Source organism: Prevotella melaninogenica ATCC 25845, assembly GCF_000144405.1.
GTDB lineage: Bacteria > Bacteroidota > Bacteroidia > Bacteroidales > Bacteroidaceae > Prevotella > Prevotella melaninogenica.
In genome coordinates this window covers 1,619,893-1,638,902 of the sequence record NC_014370.1, presented here as the reverse complement: position 1 = coordinate 1,638,902, position 19,010 = coordinate 1,619,893, and the positions used below count along the sequence as shown (strand labels likewise).

Annotated in this window: 16 protein-coding genes and 1 tRNA gene; 16 read left to right on the top strand and 1 reads right to left on the bottom strand. The window is 42.6% G+C overall.

Going from position 1 to position 19,010, the window contains the following annotated elements; genetic code table 11:
* The first annotated feature begins 44 nt into the window (after nt 1–44).
* Nucleotides 45–458: a hypothetical protein gene (locus tag HMPREF0659_RS06525; RefSeq protein ID WP_013264587.1), complete on the top strand. Its 414-nt coding sequence runs from the start codon at nt 45–47 to the stop codon at nt 456–458.
* A gap of 75 nt (nt 459–533) precedes the next feature.
* Nucleotides 534–1,823 carry an L-cysteine desulfidase family protein gene (locus HMPREF0659_RS06520; RefSeq protein WP_013264152.1) on the top strand — a complete coding sequence of 430 codons (1,290 nt, stop codon included), beginning with the start codon at nt 534–536 and terminating at the stop codon, nt 1,821–1,823.
* A gap of 167 nt (nt 1,824–1,990) precedes the next feature.
* Here the strand turns inward: HMPREF0659_RS06520 and ribD are convergent, their stop codons facing one another.
* A complete protein-coding gene (gene ribD, locus HMPREF0659_RS06515) occupies nt 1,991–3,109 on the bottom strand; it encodes a bifunctional diaminohydroxyphosphoribosylaminopyrimidine deaminase/5-amino-6-(5-phosphoribosylamino)uracil reductase RibD (protein WP_013265000.1) in 1,119 nt (372 codons plus the stop codon).
* Nucleotides 3,110–3,136: 27 nt separating this feature from the next.
* On the opposite strand from ribD, the gene prmC reads away from it, so the two are divergent.
* The 14 genes from prmC (at nt 3,137) to HMPREF0659_RS06445 (ending at nt 19,008) form a co-directional block, all read left to right on the top strand.
* Nucleotides 3,137–4,000 carry a peptide chain release factor N(5)-glutamine methyltransferase gene (gene prmC, locus HMPREF0659_RS06510; protein WP_013264391.1) on the top strand — a complete coding sequence of 288 codons (864 nt, stop codon included), beginning with the start codon at nt 3,137–3,139 and terminating at the stop codon, nt 3,998–4,000.
* A complete protein-coding gene (locus HMPREF0659_RS06505; RefSeq protein ID WP_013264793.1) occupies nt 3,997–4,515 on the top strand; it encodes a regulatory protein RecX in 519 nt (172 codons plus the stop codon). Before prmC ends, HMPREF0659_RS06505 begins: the two co-directional genes overlap by 4 nt.
* Nucleotides 4,499–5,206, top strand: coding sequence for a ComF family protein (locus tag HMPREF0659_RS06500; RefSeq protein WP_044045924.1), 708 nt, complete (start codon nt 4,499–4,501; stop codon nt 5,204–5,206). Before HMPREF0659_RS06505 ends, HMPREF0659_RS06500 begins: the two co-directional genes overlap by 17 nt.
* A 460-nt stretch (nt 5,207–5,666) precedes the next feature.
* Nucleotides 5,667–8,858 carry a SusC/RagA family TonB-linked outer membrane protein gene (locus HMPREF0659_RS06495; RefSeq protein ID WP_013264903.1) on the top strand — a complete coding sequence of 1,064 codons (3,192 nt, stop codon included), beginning with the start codon at nt 5,667–5,669 and terminating at the stop codon, nt 8,856–8,858.
* A 9-nt stretch (nt 8,859–8,867) separates the two neighbouring features.
* Nucleotides 8,868–10,427, top strand: a complete 1,560-nt coding sequence (locus HMPREF0659_RS06490; RefSeq protein WP_044045923.1) for a RagB/SusD family nutrient uptake outer membrane protein — start codon at nt 8,868–8,870, stop codon at nt 10,425–10,427.
* A gap of 82 nt (nt 10,428–10,509) precedes the next feature.
* Nucleotides 10,510–11,547, top strand: coding sequence for a glycoside hydrolase family 18 (locus HMPREF0659_RS06485; protein ID WP_013265009.1), 1,038 nt, complete (start codon nt 10,510–10,512; stop codon nt 11,545–11,547).
* Nucleotides 11,548–11,552: 5 nt separating this feature from the next.
* Complete coding sequence (locus HMPREF0659_RS06480; protein WP_013264345.1) at nt 11,553–12,698, top strand: DUF1735 and LamG domain-containing protein; 1,146 nt, start codon at nt 11,553–11,555, stop codon at nt 12,696–12,698.
* A 29-nt stretch (nt 12,699–12,727) separates the two neighbouring features.
* Nucleotides 12,728–14,086, top strand: coding sequence for a BT_3987 domain-containing protein (locus tag HMPREF0659_RS06475; protein WP_013264708.1), 1,359 nt, complete (start codon nt 12,728–12,730; stop codon nt 14,084–14,086).
* A gap of 20 nt (nt 14,087–14,106) precedes the next feature.
* Complete coding sequence (locus HMPREF0659_RS06470) at nt 14,107–15,084, top strand: hypothetical protein (RefSeq protein WP_013264065.1); 978 nt, start codon at nt 14,107–14,109, stop codon at nt 15,082–15,084.
* 805 nt (nt 15,085–15,889) lie between these two features.
* Nucleotides 15,890–16,522: an orotate phosphoribosyltransferase gene (pyrE, locus tag HMPREF0659_RS06465; protein ID WP_004360983.1), complete on the top strand. Its 633-nt coding sequence runs from the start codon at nt 15,890–15,892 to the stop codon at nt 16,520–16,522.
* A gap of 175 nt (nt 16,523–16,697) precedes the next feature.
* Nucleotides 16,698–17,147 (top strand): polyketide cyclase, encoded by a 450-nt coding sequence (locus tag HMPREF0659_RS06460; protein ID WP_013264171.1) that lies wholly within the window; start codon nt 16,698–16,700, stop codon nt 17,145–17,147.
* A gap of 63 nt (nt 17,148–17,210) precedes the next feature.
* A complete protein-coding gene (locus tag HMPREF0659_RS06455) occupies nt 17,211–17,795 on the top strand; it encodes a hypothetical protein (RefSeq protein ID WP_013264002.1) in 585 nt (194 codons plus the stop codon).
* Between the two features lie 115 nt (nt 17,796–17,910).
* Nucleotides 17,911–17,996: transfer RNA gene (locus tag HMPREF0659_RS06450), tRNA-Leu, on the top strand.
* A 16-nt stretch (nt 17,997–18,012) separates the two neighbouring features.
* Entirely contained in the window at nt 18,013–19,008 is a 996-nt protein-coding gene (locus tag HMPREF0659_RS06445) for a TlpA disulfide reductase family protein (protein ID WP_044045921.1), read from the top strand.
* The last annotated feature ends 2 nt before the right edge of the window (nt 19,009–19,010 follow it).

Sequence of the window (19,010 nt, the reverse complement as noted above, 5' to 3'; positions counted from 1 at the left end):
TATCAATTTTTTATTTACTTTTGTGTCATAAAAGGAAATCTACTATGTTACAACGAGATTATTTTATTCGCTTGATAGAGGAATTCAATGCTGCAATTTCGCGCTTTCTAACAAAGAAAGATGATGAATTGAAGCGAGATAAGGACTTGAAAGACCTTTACAGACAGTATGTTGGAGAGTATGATGATTTACGTAATCTCTCTGTTGATGAGCTGTTGACATATGCCAAGGAGCAGTGGAAAGAGGAAGAACGGATAGACAAAATCAATATGGTTGCAGAGTTACTTTATGCCGAAGGAAGCTACAAAGGGCAACCTTTGCGCCAAATACTGTTGGAAAAAGCATACGCTTTATTTGATTATGTTGAGGCGAATGACTCTACATTCTCTATCGACCGACGTCAAAAGATGGAGGCTATGCGACAAGAGTTAGGTAATAAGCTCTCTCAAATAGATTGATGTTTGAGCGGGTAGATACGAAGGAGAATTATTTAATATCATAATAATATCAAGCTAAACCTAAATCACATCATTATGCTTGAGAAGAACATTAGAGAACAGATTATCGAGTTGATACACCAGCAGGTAGTACCTGCTGTGGGTTGTACAGAGCCAATGGCTGTGGCATTGTGTACTGCGCGTGCTACAGAGTTGTTAGGTCAGAGACCAGAACATATTAGCGTGTTGCTCTCTGCTAATATTCTGAAGAATGCGATGGGAGTCGGTATTCCTGGAACGGGAATGATAGGTCTGCCTATTGCCATTGCCCTTGGTGCTTTGGTGGGTAAGTCAGAATATCAGTTGGAGGTTATCAAGGACCTCACACCTGTTACTTTGGAGGCTGGCAAAACATTTATCAGTGAGAATCGAATTGATGTCAAACTGAAGGATGGTATCACCGAGAAACTATACATAGAAATTACTTGTGAGGCTGAGGGACATCGTGCGACAGCCATTATCATTGGTACTCATACGAATATTGTCTTTGAAGAGAAGGACGGTACTGTTCTGCTCGATAAGATGCAACCCAGCACAGCTGCTGTCGAAAAAGCACCCCTTTGTCTGAACCTCAATACGGTATGGGAGTTTGCTACAACTACTCCTGTCGATGAGATTGAGTTTATCCTTGAGGCAAAACGTTATAATCTTCGTGCTGCAGCTGAGGCTTTGAAAGGAAACTACGGACATTGTTTGGGTAAGATAATGGACCGTCCTTTGAGTCGCGGAATCTTTGGAAATAGCATCTTCTCACACGTTATTGCGAAGACCGCTTCTGCCTGTGATGCCCGTATGGGTGGTGCTTTGATACCAGTGATGAGTAATAGCGGTTCGGGAAATCAGGGTATCTGTGCAACCAACCCAGTGGCTGTCTTTGCGAAGGAGAATGAGAATACACGTGAGGAACTTATCCGAGCACTCACCTTGAGTCATCTCACAGCCATCTACATCAAGCAGAGTCTTGGTGCACTATCTGCCCTTTGTGGTTGTGTCGTGGCAAGTATTGGTTCCAGCTGTGGTATTACTTATCTGATGGGAGGCAATTATATCAATGTTTGTCATTCAGTAAAGAACATGATAGCCAACCTTACAGGTATGATTTGTGATGGTGCGAAGCCAAGTTGTTCACTGAAGATTTCATCGGGAGTGTCAACAGCTATCCTTTCTGCAACGCTTTCCATGGAGGGTAAGCACGTAACGTCTGCAGAGGGAATCATTGATGAAGACGTTGATAAATCTATCCGCAACCTCACAAGTATAGGTAAGGAAGCGATGTGTATTACCGATGATATGGTATTAAATATTATGACACATAAGTGCAATTAAAAAGACTATTGCACTTTCAACTCAGTCTTATTGTCGAATTATTTTCATGAAAAGAAATATTTTTTGTCGTGAAAATAAATATTTATCTTCATGAAAAGAATTTCTTTTTTTCATGAAGATAAATTGTTTTTAGCCGTTTTGTTGTATCGAATGGATGTCATTTCATCCTACGCTCGCTCGTAGGTTACAATCGTGTTAACATACTTCTCTACCTTTATAACACGTATGTTCTCTGGAAGTTTTGGCGCTTCGATACCTTCGTTAACAGTGAAAGGAGCCGATTCTATGCGTATCTCGTCCCATAGTCCTGCATCCAAAAAACTCTGTAAAGTCTTTGCACCACCTTCCACGATGAGACTTTGCTTCTTTTCAGCATAGAGATGCGACAGCACTTCAGCCGGTGTTGCGTATTCTCCAGCTTTTGTCGGTTGACTTGTCAGCACCAATTTCTCTGGACTTGGACCGCTCCATTCCCTCACTGTCAGCTGTGGTTGTTCTAATTCTTCCGTTGTTTTCCCAACGAGAATCGCATCATTCTCCGCCCTCATCTTATGTACTAACATCTTTGTAAAGGGTGTAGAGATAATCAATGGCTGATAATCTTTATCCGGCAAGTTGCCAATGTAAGCCACAGCAGAATTATTAGTACAAGTAGTTACATCATCTTTACTACCATTTATAATACTCGCATCATTAGGGGTATCTCGGTGATTACTCCCCTCCCTATGGGGGAGGGGTAAGGGGGAGGGGCTGGCTGGTGTGTTGAATGGCGTGTTGGTTAGTCTACTTTCTGTTTCTGCCCACTTCAATATCACATACGGTCGTTTATGTGTATTGTAAGTAATGAACCGTTTGTTCAGTTCCAAGCACTCCTTTTCCAATACACCCACGGTCACTTCTATCCCTGCTTCGCGAATCTTCTTTACTCCACGTCCTTGCACTTCGGCAAAAGGATCGATGCAACCACACACAACACGGCGCACACCCTTACTGATAATCAAGTCGGCACAAGGAGGTGTTTTCCCATAATGAGAGCAAGGCTCAAGACTGACATACACCGTTGCTTCACGTAGCAAAGCCTCGTCCTCTTTCCTTACAGATGCAAAAGCGTTCACTTCGGCATGTCCTTTGCCACAGCGTACGTGGTAACCCTCACCGATAATCCTGCCCTCCTTACTCACAATAACCGCACCAACCATTGGGTTAGGCTTGGCAAGCTGTTGTCCATTACGAGCTAATTGCAGGCAACGACGCATGTATTTTTCGTCAGTTTTTTCTTGTTTCATTTCATTAAAATTCCTATCTTTGCAGCTATGACATACCAAGATTTATGGCACAGACTCACTCCTTTATATGATGAAGGTGAGGCACAAGCTATCGTTCGGCTTGTGTTAGAGGTGCAGTTTGGCATTACGCTGCCCGATATATATACGGGCAAAGTTAATGAATTATCCCGAGAAGCGGAGGAGGAATTAGAGAAAATCATCCTTCGTTTGGAACGTTCGGAGCCTGTACAATATGTTTTAGGACGTGAAACCTTTTGTGGGCGCACATTTCATGTGGCTCCGGGCGTATTGATTCCGCGCCCAGAGACTGAGGTGCTGTGCCGTTGGATAGAGGAGGATAACAACGGATGTTATTGTGCTTTGCAGCCTCCTGCGCCCCTGCAGGTGTTGGATGTAGGGACAGGCAGTGGTTGTATTGCTGTTACATTGGCTGCCGACCTACGCAACTCGGCGGTTACAGCGTGGGATATATCGGGTGATGCACTACTTATTGCACGTGAGAATGTACATCAATGGCAGGTTCGTGTTGAACTAAAGATGGAGGATGCGCTTCATCCTTCAGCAGCAGCTATGCAGCAGCAATTTGATATTATAGTGAGTAATCCACCTTACATCTGCGACAAAGAGCGGACAGGGATGGCGAAGAACGTACTTGCGTATGAACCTGAAACAGCTCTTTTCGTGCCAGACGATGACCCGCTACGCTTCTATCGGGCAATCGCTGAGTATGGCGTGCAGGCTTTGTCAGCTGATGGTGTGCTTTATTTTGAGACCAACCCATTATATATTGATAATGTAAAGCAGATGTTAAGCGAATTGGGTTATAAGCAGATAGAAGAGCGAAAAGACCAGTTTGGTAAGCTTCGCTTCATTAAAGCCATCCGACCATGATACAGAAACGGCCGATATTAGAGCCGCAAGCGTTAAAGAAACTTGCCGATTTATGTGCGAAAGGCGAACATTGCTCTGGCGAGATGTTAGAGAAGATGCGCAAATGGGGACTATCAGAAGATGCGCAAGCGCGTATTATGGAGAAGTTGATAACGCTGCATTACGTTGATGATAGCCGTTATACGGAGTCTTTTGTGCATGATAAAATCCGCTATAACAAATGGGGACGACGGAAGATTGAGCAAGCTCTGTGGATGAAAAAGGTCGATAATGCCGTCTCATCGCCCATCCTCGATGCTGTGGAAGACGAAGAATATCTTGAGGTCTTGCGCCCATTGTTAGCGAGTAAGTATCGCACAATTAAGGCAGAGAGCGATTACGAACGTTCAATGAAACTGATAAAGTTTGCTATGGGACGTGGTTTTACGATGGATTTAATCCGCAGGTGTATAGATGAAGGAGTCGTTGCTGCGGATGATGATGTTGACTTCGTAGACGATGACACAGATGATTAGTTTATTGGCTCGCCTGATAGACACTCTTGCTCCTCGTCCATGTACGATTTGTGGTAGGCGTCTGACCGTTACGGAGGAGGTAATGTGTGCTTGTTGTAATCATTGTCTCCCTCGTACGGGCTATTCTAAGTCGAGTTATGATAATAAACTTGTGCGTCTCTTTTGGGGTAGGATTCCCATAGAAAAGGGTACAGCCTTTTTCTTTTATAAAGCCCATTCTGATACCAGTCGTTTGCTTTATCAACTTAAGTATGGCGGTCATCCTGAGATAGGCGAGCATCTTGGGCGTATTGTTGCAGCAGAGTTTGCACAAGATGGCTTCTTTGATGGAATCACAGCTGTGGTTCCTGTGCCACTTGCTCGCCAGCGTGAGCGAGAAAGAGGGTATAATCAAAGTGTGGAGATAGCGCGTGGTATCAGTGCAGAAACTGGTTTGCCTGTCTTAGATAAGGTCTTAGAACGTATCAGTTTTCACGGTAGTCAGACGCAAAAAGGGCGTTGGGAACGAAATGAAAACGTAGAGAAAGCCTTTCATCTCCTCGATGCTTCCGCCTTAAACAATCAACATATCTTACTTGTTGATGATGTAATCACGTCAGGTGCCACCCTCGTTGCAGCCGCCAAAGAACTCCTTAAAGGGACGAATGTCAAGATTAGTGTCCTCTCACTTGGCTTTGCGAATAATGAATAAATACCTTATTTTTTTTGTAGTCTGTTTTTTTTCTTACTTTTGTAGGTGCATACCAAATAGCAAAAAATAACTAAAATCAATTTACTTTATGATTGTCTACGAACAAATACATAAGAGTATAACCTAAACAAAAGTCTTAACCAATGCGAAGCAAGAACCTTAATGTTATGAAAAAGTTATCAGATGGAACCTTTATTGGGTAATAGAAAGAGCGACTTTGACATCTAACTAAAATCTAATAATAGGGTCTCTATTAGTCTGATAAACTGCAATTTACTTTAATCAAATTAATGTTTAAGAACTAAAGGTGACTTGGAAACATACACAAAAAGGATGCTTCTGCAGTACATTTGTATATAAGTAAAAATCTAAACAATAAACTGCTCTTAAGTAGAAAAGTACTTGTGGGACAGAAGGATATTGATAATTGAAATATTAACCTTTAAACACTAAATCAGAAATGAGTAACAAGAGTAATGGTCTTTACCTGACCGCATTCCTGTTATGTCTGAATCTAAACATGCAAGCTCATGATGTTGCGGCGAATAAGAGAGGCGTAACATTAGATGATGTCGTGGCTAAATTGAGACAAACGAATGGAGATGTTGTTTCTGTCTCGTCAACAAAAGCTGTTCAAAAGACGGTGAATGATGGCGAGAAGAAGAAAGTTGTCGGAGTTGTAAAGGATGAGAATGGAGAGCCTGTAATCGGTGCAACCATTCGTCTGAAGGGTACCCAAGGAGGTGCAGTGACTGATATTGATGGTCGGTTTACGCTGATGGCTGTAGAAGGTGATGAACTTGAAGTCTCCTACATAGGCTACACTACCAAGGCGGTACGTATCGGTAAGGCTGATAACTACTACATCAGTCTGTCTATGGCAAATGCGAAAGAGTTGAACGAAGTCGTTGTCACGGCTCTTGGTATTAAACGCGAACAAAAGGCTTTGAGCTATAATGTGCAGCAGGTGAGCGGTGATGCGTTGGGAACCAACAAAGATGCTAACTTTATCAATTCGCTCAGTGGTAAGGTAGCTGGTGTGAATATCAATGCTAGTTCGTCTGGTGCTGGTGGCGCATCGAAGGTTGTGATGCGTGGAACACGTAGTATCGAGCAGTCAAGTAATGTCTTGTATGTTATTGACGGAGTACCAATGTTCAACCTTGGTGGGACCGGTGATGCTATTTTCGGCTCTAATGGTACGACGGAGGCTATTGCCGATATCAATCCAGAAGACATCGAGAGCATGTCTGTCTTGACGGGTGCTGCAGCCGCAGCGTTATATGGTAACCGTGCTTCTAATGGTGCTATCGTTATCACAACAAAGAAGGGAAAGAAGGGACATACGGAGTTTACCGTCAGTCAGAGTACTGAGTTCTCTTCTGCTTTCCGTCTTCCAGAGTTCCAGAACCGTTATGGTACGGGTAGTAGTATGCGTGATGCAGGTGGCGATAGTTATAGTTGGGGGCGTCTTCTGAATGATGCTAACTATATGGGATATGACCCAGCAAAGGATTATCTCAAGACAGGTGTTATGACGACGGAGGCTTTCACCATCTCAACAGGTTCTGAAAAGAATCAGAGTTATTTCTCTGCCAGTGCACTGAACTCGGGTGGTATTATTCCTAATAACCGTTACAATCGTTATAATTTTACCTTCCGTAACACTTCCAGTATGCTGGGAGACAAGCTGCTTTTGGATGTTGGCGCAAGTTATATCATACAGAATGACCGCAACATGACCAACCAAGGTGTGTATGCTAACCCATTAGTATCAGCTTATCTCTATCCACGTGGCAATGACTACAATGATATGGCGATGTTTGAATACTACGATACAACACGTGGTATATATACTCAGAATTGGAATAACTTGCTCAGTGAGTTTGTTGGTCAGAACCCTTATTGGATTAACGACCGTAATCTGCGTGTTAATAAGAAGTACCGCTATATGATGAATGCAGGACTTACTTATAAGGTGACAGACTGGTTGAATGTCGTAGGGCGTATCCGTATCGATAATGCAACGAATACTTTTGAGAAGAAATACTTTGCCAGTACGAACACGACAATAGCTGGTGCTAATGGCCAGTATGCCAAGATGAAGACTGATGATAAGCAGGTGTATGGTGATATAATGCTTAATGTTAACAAGCATTTCATGCAGAACAAGTTGTCATTGGTGGCTAACGTTGGTGCGTCAATCTCTGATATTAAGCAGGATCAGACCGGTCTTGATGGTCCTATAGCAGACAATCTTATTCCTAACGTATTCAATGAATACCAGGTAGATGCAGCCCGTGAGAAGCGTCTCCCTTATGGTTATCATGAGCAGACAAAGTCTCTTCTTGGTAGTTTGGAGCTTGGATGGAAGAGTCAACTGTATCTTACTGTTACAGGACGTAATGACTGGCCATCTATGTTGGCAGGTCCTCATTCCAATAAGAGTTCTTTCTTCTACCCTTCAGTGGGTGGGTCATGGATTATCTCAGAGTCTGTTAAGATGCCAAAGGCTATTAACTATCTGAAAGTTCGTGGTTCTTTCGCATCTGTAGGTATTCCATTCCTTCGCAACATAGCGAACCCTAAGTATGAATGGGACAATACAACAAAGCAGTGGAAGAGCCAGACAATCTATCCAATCTATGACTTGAAGCCAGAAACAACTAACTCTTGGGAGGTTGGTTTACAAGCTCGTTTCTTTAAACACTTCAACTTGGATGCTACACTCTATTGGACTAAGACATTCAATCAGACGTTTAATCCTGATATCTCTGTGTCATCTGGTTACTCAGCCCTTTATATCCAGACTGGTAATGTGTCAAACAATGGACTTGAGTTGGCCTTAGGTTATAGCAATAATTGGGGTGGCTTCGGATGGTCAAGTAATTATACTTTAAGCTCTAACCGTAACCGTATTAATGAGTTAGTTCGTAATTACGTGCATCCAGAGACTGGGGCTATTATCAATAAAGACCGCCTCGATGTAGGAGGATTAGGTAATGCGCACTTCATCCTCAAGGAGGGTGGTACCTTAGGTGACCTTTATTCATTGACTGATGTTAAGCGTGATGATAAAGGATATATCTATGTAGACAAAGACGGAAAGGTTTATCGTAACAATAATGTTGGTGATGTGAAGTTGGGTTCAGTATTCCCTAAAGCGAATATGGCATGGCGCAATGATTTCTCTTACAAGGGTTTTAATCTTAGCGTAATGGTAAGTGCACGTTTTGGTGGTATTGTTTATTCAGCGACCCAAGCAGCGCTCGACCTTTATGGTGTGTCTGAGTCAAGTGCAAAGGCACGTGATAAGGGATATGTTGAAGTGAATGGTAATGATTATCTCACACCTGAATCATGGTACTCAACAGTAGGAGGTAGCGATGGAATCCCACAGTACTATACTTATAGTGCAACCAATGTACGCTTACAGGAGGCAAGTCTTAGCTACACTTTCAAGAAGAATCACTTCTTTGGATTGGGTGATTTGACACTTTCAGTGACAGGTCGTAATCTATTTATGTTCTATTGTAAGGCTCCTTTTGACCCTGAGACAACAGCAACAACAAGCAACTACTATCAGGGTATAGATAAGTTCATGACACCAAGTACGAGAACTATTGGTTTCAATATCAAACTTAAATTCTAATTAAACGTTATGAAACAAATAAGAAATATCATATTGTCAACGGTATCGGTAGGCTTGGCGATGAGCTTGGCAGGCTGTACCAATAGCTATGAAGACTATAATCAAGACCCCTATGGTGTATCGAAGAAGGAGACAGAACGTGATGCCTATTCTTTGGGAGCAGCTATGATAAATTTGCAGAGTTGGGTTGTTCCAACGGATGTCAATACTAATCAGTTCACAGAGTGTCTGTGTGGAGGTTCGTATGGTGGCTATCTTTCTGATTCAAATGCGGGTTTTGCTGGTAAGAACTTTGCACAGTATAGTCCTGAGAATGGCTGGAGTCGTGTTCTCTTCAGAGATTTCCTACCAAAGCTTTCTATCTATTTCAATGAAGTGAAGAGCGCTACGGACGAGCCTGTCCCATTAGCAGTAGCACAGATAGTAAAGGTTGCTGGTATCCATCGTGTTACTGATGCGTATGGTCCGATACCTTACTCTAAGGTGGGGCAGAACGGTGAGATTACTGCTCCATACGATTCTCAAGAGGATGTCTACAAGTTAATGTTCAAGCAGTTGGACGAAGCCATTGCTACACTTACAGACAATCGGACATTAAACTTCTCACCTAAGGCAGATAAGGTCTATGCTGGTAATGTAGAAAAGTGGATTAAGTTTGGTAATTCTCTGCGTCTTCGTTTAGCAGTTCGTATATCGAAAGCCAATCCAGCATTAGCTAAGCAAGAGGCTGAAGCATCAATTAGTAACGCAGTTGGTGTGATGATCTCCAATGATGACAATGCCTTTATAACTTTGTCGAACACTAATCCTTTTGAGGTGGTTATGTATGAGTATAATGGTGGTGACTCACGTGTTGGAGCGGATATAACCACTTATATGAATGGTTATAACGACCCTCGTAGAGAGGCTATGTTCACTCAGTCGACTTTAGAAAACGCTACTAATGGCTATTATGGATTGCGTTCAGGTATTCAGATTCCTGGCGCAGAGGTTGCTCATGCATACAGTAATTATAAGGTAAAGACTGATTCAAAGCTCTTGTGGATGAATGCTGCAGAGGTTGCTTTCCTACGTGCTGAGGGTGCATTGAGGAACTGGAACATGGGAGGTACGGCCAGTGATTTCTATAAGAAAGGTGTTGAATTGTCCTTCGAGCAGTGGGGTGTAAAGGGAGCAGCGGCTTATCTGTCTGACAATACCCGTACCCCTGCAGTCTATACAGACCCTGCAGGACTCAATACATATACTGGTCCTGTATCGACAATCACTGTTGCTTGGGATGATAATGACACACCCGACCACAAGTTAGAACGTATTATTACCCAGAAGTGGTTGGCTATGTTCCCACTTGGTTTGGAGGCTTGGGCAGACTATCGTCGCACAGGTTACCCAATGCTGATGTCAGTGAAGGTGAATAATAGCGGTGGTGTCGTAAGTAGTGAGCGTGGTGCTCGTCGTCTATCTTACCCACAGGAAGAGCGTCGTAACAACCTTGAAAACTACAATGCAGCTGTTGGCATGCTTGGTGGAGCTGATAACATGGCTACAGATGTGTGGTGGGCAAAGTAATGAATGGCTAATTAACAAGGATGAAGATAGGGCATATCATAGATATGTAACCTATTCAACTGTTTAATAAAAAAGTATAAAGATGAAAAATATCATTAAGTATATAGCATATTCAACAGTCTGTGCAGTAGCGTTGCTTATGTCAAGCTGCGATACAGACGTTGAGCCTGTTGATATCAATCAACCTGGTATTGAGCATCAGAGCCCTGAACTCTACCAGCGCTATCTTGCAAGTATTCGAGCTTACAAGGCAAGTAATCACAAAATGATGATGGTATGGTTTGATAATAGTCAGGTTGTCCCATTCACGCAGGCACAGCACATTAACGCTATCCCTGACAGTGTAGACTATGTCGTACTGACACAGCCAAGCATGATGACTGAGCAGTTGTTGCAAGAGACAGACGAAGTAAGAAATCAAAAGAGCATGAAGGTTGTGTTCCAAATAAGCTGCGATGACATCAAAGCAGCCTACGAAGCACAGAAGAAAGCGTTCATGGCAAAGAGCGAGAATGCGGGTAAGAAATTCCGTGACTTCAATGGTTTCCTCGTTGATTCAGTGAATACACAGCTCCATCTTGTGGACAAGTATAACTATGATGGTGTCATCATGGGATTTAATGCGAAGCTCACAAGCTATCTGAACGACCAAGAGAAGGCTGAAGCTATCGCTTTAGAAAATGTCTTCTTGGGTATTTCAAAAGACTGGAAGGCACGTCATCCGAACAAAGAGCTGATTATGATGGGTCGTCCACAGCATGTCGCAGACAAGAGCCTACTTGAACAAGCACGCTACCTCATCATTCCTTCACAGGATGAGAAGTCTGTCTCTGGTGTCGACTATTTGATTCGGAAGGCTGCTGTAGAGGGTGTTCCAACCGACAAGTTCATCATAATGGCCAATAATAAGTCTATTGACCAGACCGACACGAAGACGGGTTATTGGGGCAAGACATTGGCTATGCACGGTATTGCTAAGTTTGTTGCTGCAGACCACACAGGCTATACATGTGCTGGAATGGGCTTGTTGAATGCGAATGTTGATTATTATAACGCCTCATTCACCTATCCGAATTTGCGCAAAGTAATCTCAACTATTAATCCAACCGTTAAAGAGTAAAGGACATGAAGAAGCTATTTAAATATATTCCAATCCTGTTGGCTACTTGGTTGATAGTAGCTTGTCAGAATAATGATGAGGCCGACTTTAAGAATAAGGCATTCATTGATGGTAAGACATTTACGACAGAGACTATCATAAAAGGTGCTGGTAGTATGGTAAAATCGTTGACACTCTCCACCTCTCGTCCTGCTGAAAAGGACTTGAATGCGACTTTTAAGACAGCCCCTCAGATGGTCGATACTTATAATAAAGCTTATTATAACAAGGCTGTTCTACTGCCAGATAGCTGCTACAGTATCCTTGTAGGTGATGTGAAAATCAATCAGGGAAGTGTGAAGAGCAACGCTGCTCAGTTTGAATTCTCTAAGCTCGGCGGTCTTGACCGCTCTACTACCTATGTCCTTCCAGTGACGGTTGAGTGCAATGATATAGAGTTGTTGCAGTCTGCTAAGAATTATTACTTCGTATTCCGGGCTGGTGCACTCATCAACGTTGTCGCTGATATGAGTAGGAACTATCTTCAAGTAGAGTGGAAGACACCAGAGCTTGTCACCGATATGAAGCAGATAACGATGGAAGCACTTATCTATCCACGTGAGTTCGGTAAGCTTATTTCTACCATAATGGGCATTGAGGGCAATTTCCTTATGCGTATTGGCGATGCGGGCTTCCCTGACAATCAGATACAGATAGCCACTGGTGCGGGTAATTTCCCTGACTATGACTCTAATAAGGGACTGCAGACAAAGCGCTGGCAGCATGTGGCCATGACCTTTAATGCTGATACACGTGAGGTGAAGGTGTATGTAAATGGCATCTTGCAGTCGCAGGGTACGCTTCGTCTTAGGTCTGTAACCATTAAGGGTAACTCGGCTGATCGCATGTTCCTCATCGGTAAGTCTTATGATGATGCACGCTGGTTTGAAGGTGATATGGCCGAAGTTCGTGTGTGGAATGTGGTTCGTACACAGGAGGAGATAGCCACTCACTTCTATAGTGTCGACCCTAAGACACCAGGCCTTGTGGGCTATTGGAAGATGGATGATAATGCGAGTCCTAACATTGTGAAGGATGCTACGGGCAATGGTAATGACGCCAAAGCAAACAAACCATTATCATGGCATAATGTTTCATTACCAGAGAAATAATCTGTTAAACGCTTAATCAAATGATATTTATGAATATGAATAAAATAAAAACCATCGCTCTTTCGATAGTTGGTATGGCTTTAGCTCTATCCTGTTCAGAGAGTATTGACGTGCCTCTTGTTGACGAAGGCGGTTATAAAACATTGGAGAATAACCTTGCTTTCATCACAGACAAGTATGGATGTAGCAATGTTGACTCTCTCATTTTCAATGAGAATGGGACTATAGACTTCTATGTCAACCTTACGCAAGCACCTAAGGCAAATGAAGATTACACATTGGTCTATGATGCTAAAGTTCTTGAAGACTATAATAAAGCGAAGGGTACTGCTATCGAAGCTATGCCTGAAGCACTCGTTACTATCGGTGGTACAGCTACCGTAGCAGCTGGTACAACAAAGTCTTCTAAGGTGGCTGTTAAGTACTCTACGGCCCCAGAGCTGAAGGAGAATGGCGTATATGCAATTCCTTTGAAGGTGAAGGGTGCAAGTCAAACCTCAAAGGAAAAGGGCGAGTTCATACTCTTCGTGCGTGATATCAGTAAGATGCCTAATTGTCATAAAGACAATGGCTTGCAGGTAATCAGCTGTATGGAGGTGAATGATGCGAACCCACTTCACAACCTGTGTTACACATTAAAGGAATCAAAGAAGTATGTTTTCGATCAGGTTATCCTCTTCTCTGGTAACATTAACTACAATGCTGAGATAGGAGAAGTGTATAACTATAATAATGAGAACGTACAACATCTGCTCGACTACAAGGAGAAGTACTTGAAACCTTTGCAGGAAAAAGGGATGAAAGTCATTCTTGGTATTCTTGGAAACCACGATCGCTCAGGCGTTGCCAACCTCTCTAAGGAGGGTGCTATTAAGTTTGCACAGGAGTTGAAAGCTGTTGTTGAGGCTTACAACCTCGATGGTGTCTTCTTTGATGACGAGTATTCAAGTTACGGAAGTTATCCTGGCTTTGTCACACCATCAGTTGAAGCAGCGTCTCGCTTATGCTATGAATGTAAGCGCATCATGCCAGACAAACTCGTTGAGGTTTATGTCTATGGGCGTACAAGTAGCTTGACAACCATTGATGGGCATAAGCCAGGCGAGTATATCGACTATGCTCTACAGGATTACGGACGCTATGGTGACCTTTCTCCTTATTATGAAGACTTGTCACCTAAGGGGATGATACAAGGTTCGTCAGAGTTTGGACAAGGCCGTATCATCTCTCTTAATACTGCACGCTCTATCAAGACAGATGGTTACGGAGGGACTATGGTATTCGGTTTGACCCCACGGAATGGCTATGTGACACGTCTGAACAATATCACACGTGCCTTCTATGGAGAAGAAACCGTACTGACGGGTAGTTATGCAAAAGATTGGTAACATACTTAAACAACGATACAATGAAACTGAAATATATCTATTCAGCCCTAATGGCGGCTGTTCTTCTGCTTGGCTTCACAGCATGTAGCAGCGATGAAGATACTCCGAAGACAAAGCCTGAACCAAAGGTTGAGACGGCACTTACGTTTGATACCGATACTGTGAGTGTGGGAGTAGGTGAGACAACTACGTTTAATGTGACGGCAGGAGGTGGTGATTACAAAGCTTTCTGCGAGAATCCAGATATTGCAACACTGTCTATTCAAGGCAATGCGATTACTATCTCTGCTGTTAAACATGGTTATACGGGTGTTGTTGTTTCTGATGCAGCGGGCAACTATAAGCGTTTAATCGTGAAGGCAATGTACAAGAAGATTCTTCTTGATAAGGAGGAAGTTAATGTGAGCATGAAGGTTGGACACACCGATGGCACTGCTGTGGTTACAGTTACGGGTGGTAATGGTGGCTATGAGGCTGTCAGTGATCATGAGGACATTGCTGAAGTGCACTCTATTGTTGATAGTATAATAACCATCAGAGGCGTTAGCAATGGTACGGCAATGGTTACTATCAAGGACAAGATGGGGCTTACCAAGACGGTGAAGGTGACGGTTACCACAACCGATATTCCTTTCACAGAGGAGGAGAAGGCTTCAATCATGGCTTCTACTGAGCCAATCATGGTCTTTGACGACGGCAGATCACGTCAGTATGGTAGTATGAGAATTGGTCAAGAAGGTGGTAAAAGGATTGCTGAGTGGAACTATAGTGATTATCTTTACCTTAAATGCTGGTTCACTGGCGACCTTACTGTTGGTATGAAGGCAGAAGGTAAGGTTGGTGTCAAGACTGATTATTGGGGCGAATCAACCACGTATGAGGGGGTAAATGTCGAGATTATCAAAGTGTCCGATACGCAGGTATGGGGACTTATGTGGCTCTTGAAGGATAATTATCTCCACTATGGTTACTTCATCCTACCAATTGATAATGATTAATCTATCGTCTCCTTCTTTGTAAGGGGATGATAAATATGCAAACTGAAATTGTCAGTATATTTCAGTTATTACTCTCTTCTCCTTTCGAGGAAAGCTCAAGTAGGATGTGAGAAGATGCCCTTCTGCGTTCAAGAACATGCCCTTCTTGCGTGTTAAAGACGCCCTTCTTGATGAAAGAAGGGCGTCTTCTTTAGTACTATGTGTAATGGGTTGATTTGTAGTGGGCTATAAAGTTGGCTATTGGAGATGTTTTACCCCTGTCTTAAAGATGTTTACTTCGATGTTTTGTAATGATTTTTCATAAGATTATTGATTCTTCCGAAATGTTGAGTAGTTGTCGCTATGCAACATGTGGAAAGGTTGATAAATGGAGTAGAATAGGTTTCTCTTTCATGGGGAGACAGGCTTAAAGGGGATAAGGGATGGTTGAAACATCACTTGAAGCGTCGGGTGAATGCTATTTATAAGTAGGTGATGTTGGTTTACATATAAGATATAACATAGAGGAGAAGCGTTGTTTGTGTGTTTGCGTATTCTCATTTTGTCTTCTTTTCTTCTTCTTCTTTCGTTGTGTTTTTGCGTGATAGCAATAGTGTAGAGGAGCAGTACGAGTGTAGAATATTGTCGAGTAAGTTGATGCGTAAAGTTGTAAGGAAGCGAGACAGAGATAAAACCGAATGAAAGACAGTTTGTAGTAGATACGAAGAGTATCTGTTATCATTATCTTCTTTTATAGTCTTTTTATCCTTAGATATCAGAAAAATTGTGTAAGTTTGCAGTTAGTATATAACCATAAACTATCAAGATGGAAGATTTAAAGAAAGTCTTTGCAGGCAAACTGCTCGGAATTAAAGCTATTAAGTTGCAACCTAATGACCCATTTACATGGGCAAGTGGTTGGAAGTCACCATTCTATTGTGATAACCGCAAGACGTTATCGTTTCACGATGTACGTTCGTTTGTGAAGCTCGAGTTGGTTCATGCTATCCTTGAGAACTTCCCTGAGGCTACGGCAGTGGCTGGTGTTGCTACGGGTGCTATCGCACAGGGTATGCTCGTTGCTGATGAGTTGGCATTGCCATACGCATACGTTCGTCCGAAACCAAAGGACCATGGTATGAAGAATCAGATTGAAGGTGAACTCCCTGCAGGTTCTAAGGTTGTCGTAGTAGAAGACCTTATCTCAACTGGTGGCTCTTCTTTGAAAGCTGTTGCTGCACTTCGTGAGGCTGGTTTTGAGGTTGTGGGTATGGTCGCATCTTACACTTATGGTTTCCCAGTTGCTGAGGAGGCATTCCGTGAGGCTAATGTAAAACTTGTTACCCTCACCGATTATGAGCATGTTGTAGAGAAAGCCCTTGAGACTGGTTATATCAAGGAGTCTGAGGTTTCTATGTTGCATGATTGGCGTAAGGACCCAGCAAACTGGAGAAAGTAATCTCTAATCATTCCGCTGGAAGTAAAGACCTTTCTTTCTTAGGGATTGATTGAATATAATTTTATGTAGAGGACGCATTCTTCGTGCGTCCCTATAGGTAGTTATAAACTTCTATTCCAAGCTGTTCAGCTTTCTTCCAGTTCTTTTCTCTTAAACTCCCCAATAAAGATTATCAATGACAAAATTTGAAAGTAGCGTAAAGCAAATTCCTCATTCTCAGCAGTGTGTATACAACACGCTGAGCGACTTGAATAATGTACAGCGTCTGAAGGAACGTCTCCCAGAAGGTTCTACGGGTAATGATGAGATGGATAAGGTGAAAGAAAGATTGCAGAATATTACCTTTGATCAGGACTCCTTGTCTGTGAATGTTGACCCTGTTGGTCAGATTTCTATGCGTATTATTGAGCGTGAAGAGCCTAAGACGATTAAGTTTGAAAGTGCTAATTCGCCATTATCCTTTAATTTCTGGATTCAGATACTGCCTGTTACAGAGTCTTCTTCAAAGATGAAACTCACGATAGATGCCGATATTCCTTTCTTTGCAAAGGGTATGGTGTCAAAGCCTTTACAGGAAGGTATTGAGAAGATTGCCGATGCTTTGGCAATGATTCCGTTCGAATAAGACGTTTACCTCCTTCCTAAGGAGGAGGACGTGATGGTTTTTGTATAGATAAAGGAGTAAGGTATGAAGAAGGTTGTTCAGTCTGTTTTGTTAATGCTTGTAGTGCTATTGTCATCTTGTGGTGATGTAGTTGACTATGAGTATAGTAGTCATCGTAACTTTTTTACCTTTCACAACGAGACACATCAAGACCCCATCCTTGCCTCAGCGATGAATCCTTTATCGCCAGGCGTGTATTGTACGATAAGAACTAACGTTGTCAGTGGTCGTTATTGTTTCTTCTTTGAGAACAATCAAGGACTGAAATCAAATGCTCCTGTGTGGTTTGATGGGATTGATCTTAGGTTGGAGAGCTGGAAACATGTGGGTTTGAACAATGGACTTATTGTTGGTTATGGCAACTTGGACAACCCTTCTCCTTTCTATGCTTACGACTTGCAATGTCCTAATTGCTTCAATACGAATACGCTTCCACTGCGTTCTTATGAGTTGAAGATAAGTAGTGATGGCTTTGGTACTTGTAATAACTGTCATCGTAAGTATAACCTTAACACTGGCGGAAACATTGTTTCGGGTGATAGTGGTAAGAAACTGATACGCTATCGTGCAAGCAGTACGGACCCGTATGGAGTTTTGGGCGTAAATTAAGGTAATTAGCCTGATTGGAATAGTTGGTTCAATAGGCGTAATAAGACTAATAAATAAAAAAACTTGCAAAACCTTTGCCAGTTCGAAGATTTAGCCTTATCTTTGCAAACGGTTTGCCGCAATGGTGGAATTGGTAGACACGAGGGACTTAAAATCCCTTGGCCAGTAATGGCTGTGCGGGTTCGAGTCCCGCTCGCGGCACTTCTTCTTAAATCCTATGCGCATGAAGCGAATAGCATACATTCTTTTGTTCTCCCTGCTGTTAATTTCTTGTGGTACTCGTAGCGGTTACTTCAAGATGGAAGGACGCTTCTTGCATATGAATCAAGGTGAGCTTTATGTGTATAGTCCCGATGGTGGTATTGCGGGTTTGGATACCATCAAGATTGAGGCGGGTCGTTTCTCTTATGAGAAGCCTTGTAGCAAACCTTCTACGTTAATTATCATCTTCCCTAATTATTCTACACAACCAATCTTTGCCGAATCGGGCGAAGCGGTTGAGGTAAAAGCGGATGCTTCCCACTTGAAAGAGATGGAGGTAGAGGGCACGGAGGATAATGAACTCATGACTAAGTTCCGTAAACAGATAGCAAGTGTCTCTCCTCCAGAGGAGTTGAAGTATGCAATCGCATTTATCAAGGACCATCCAGAGTCTGCTGTGAGTGCATATTTACTTAATCGTTATCTTGTTCAAACAGAGTCTCCTGACTATAAGCAGGCTGCAAAGCTTTTACCTTTATTGATAAAAGAACAGCCCGATAATGCCACTTTAGGTCGTCTTCAACGACATCTATCTGAGTTAGGTTCACTGCCAATCGGTAGTAAGTTGCCTAAGTTCTCAGCTAAAGATGTCAATGGAAAGACGGTTAATAACGCGACTTTTCAAGGAAAAGATGTCGTTATTATCAGCACATGGGCAGCATGGAGTTACGAGAGTCTTGATGTCCAACGTGCGCTGAGTGATGCCGTGAAAGCAGGAAAGATAGCTGCTTTGGGTATTTGTGTAGATGCCAATCCTAAGGAAGTAAAGCAGACTTTAGAGCGTGATGGGATTGAGTTTTCCAATGTTTGTGATGGAAAACTACTGAATACACCACTACTCAAAACCTTTGGTCTTAATACTATACCAGATAATATCGTCATTCGCAATGGGAAAGTAGTCGAAAGAAACATCACTGCTAACACCATCCGTCAGCGTTATGGCGCCGAATAAAA

Bases quoted from the DNA above. Each gene is read 5' to 3' on its own strand.
- HMPREF0659_RS06525 (WP_013264587.1), top strand. From the start codon at position 45: ATGTTACAACGAGATTATTTTATTCGCTTGATAGAGGAATTCAATGCT.
- HMPREF0659_RS06520 (WP_013264152.1), top strand. From the start codon at position 534: ATGCTTGAGAAGAACATTAGAGAACAGATTATCGAGTTGATACACCAG.
- ribD (WP_013265000.1), bottom strand. From the start codon at position 3,109: ATGAAACAAGAAAAAACTGACGAAAAATACATGCGTCGTTGCCTGCAA.
- prmC (WP_013264391.1), top strand. From the start codon at position 3,137: ATGACATACCAAGATTTATGGCACAGACTCACTCCTTTATATGATGAA.
- HMPREF0659_RS06505 (WP_013264793.1), top strand. From the start codon at position 3,997: ATGATACAGAAACGGCCGATATTAGAGCCGCAAGCGTTAAAGAAACTT.
- HMPREF0659_RS06500 (WP_044045924.1), top strand. From the start codon at position 4,499: ATGACACAGATGATTAGTTTATTGGCTCGCCTGATAGACACTCTTGCT.
- HMPREF0659_RS06495 (WP_013264903.1), top strand. From the start codon at position 5,667: ATGAGTAACAAGAGTAATGGTCTTTACCTGACCGCATTCCTGTTATGT.
- HMPREF0659_RS06490 (WP_044045923.1), top strand. From the start codon at position 8,868: ATGAAACAAATAAGAAATATCATATTGTCAACGGTATCGGTAGGCTTG.
- HMPREF0659_RS06485 (WP_013265009.1), top strand. From the start codon at position 10,510: ATGAAAAATATCATTAAGTATATAGCATATTCAACAGTCTGTGCAGTA.
- HMPREF0659_RS06480 (WP_013264345.1), top strand. From the start codon at position 11,553: ATGAAGAAGCTATTTAAATATATTCCAATCCTGTTGGCTACTTGGTTG.
- HMPREF0659_RS06475 (WP_013264708.1), top strand. From the start codon at position 12,728: ATGAATATGAATAAAATAAAAACCATCGCTCTTTCGATAGTTGGTATG.
- HMPREF0659_RS06470 (WP_013264065.1), top strand. From the start codon at position 14,107: ATGAAACTGAAATATATCTATTCAGCCCTAATGGCGGCTGTTCTTCTG.
- pyrE (WP_004360983.1), top strand. From the start codon at position 15,890: ATGGAAGATTTAAAGAAAGTCTTTGCAGGCAAACTGCTCGGAATTAAA.
- HMPREF0659_RS06460 (WP_013264171.1), top strand. From the start codon at position 16,698: ATGACAAAATTTGAAAGTAGCGTAAAGCAAATTCCTCATTCTCAGCAG.
- HMPREF0659_RS06455 (WP_013264002.1), top strand. From the start codon at position 17,211: ATGAAGAAGGTTGTTCAGTCTGTTTTGTTAATGCTTGTAGTGCTATTG.
- HMPREF0659_RS06445 (WP_044045921.1), top strand. From the start codon at position 18,013: ATGCGCATGAAGCGAATAGCATACATTCTTTTGTTCTCCCTGCTGTTA.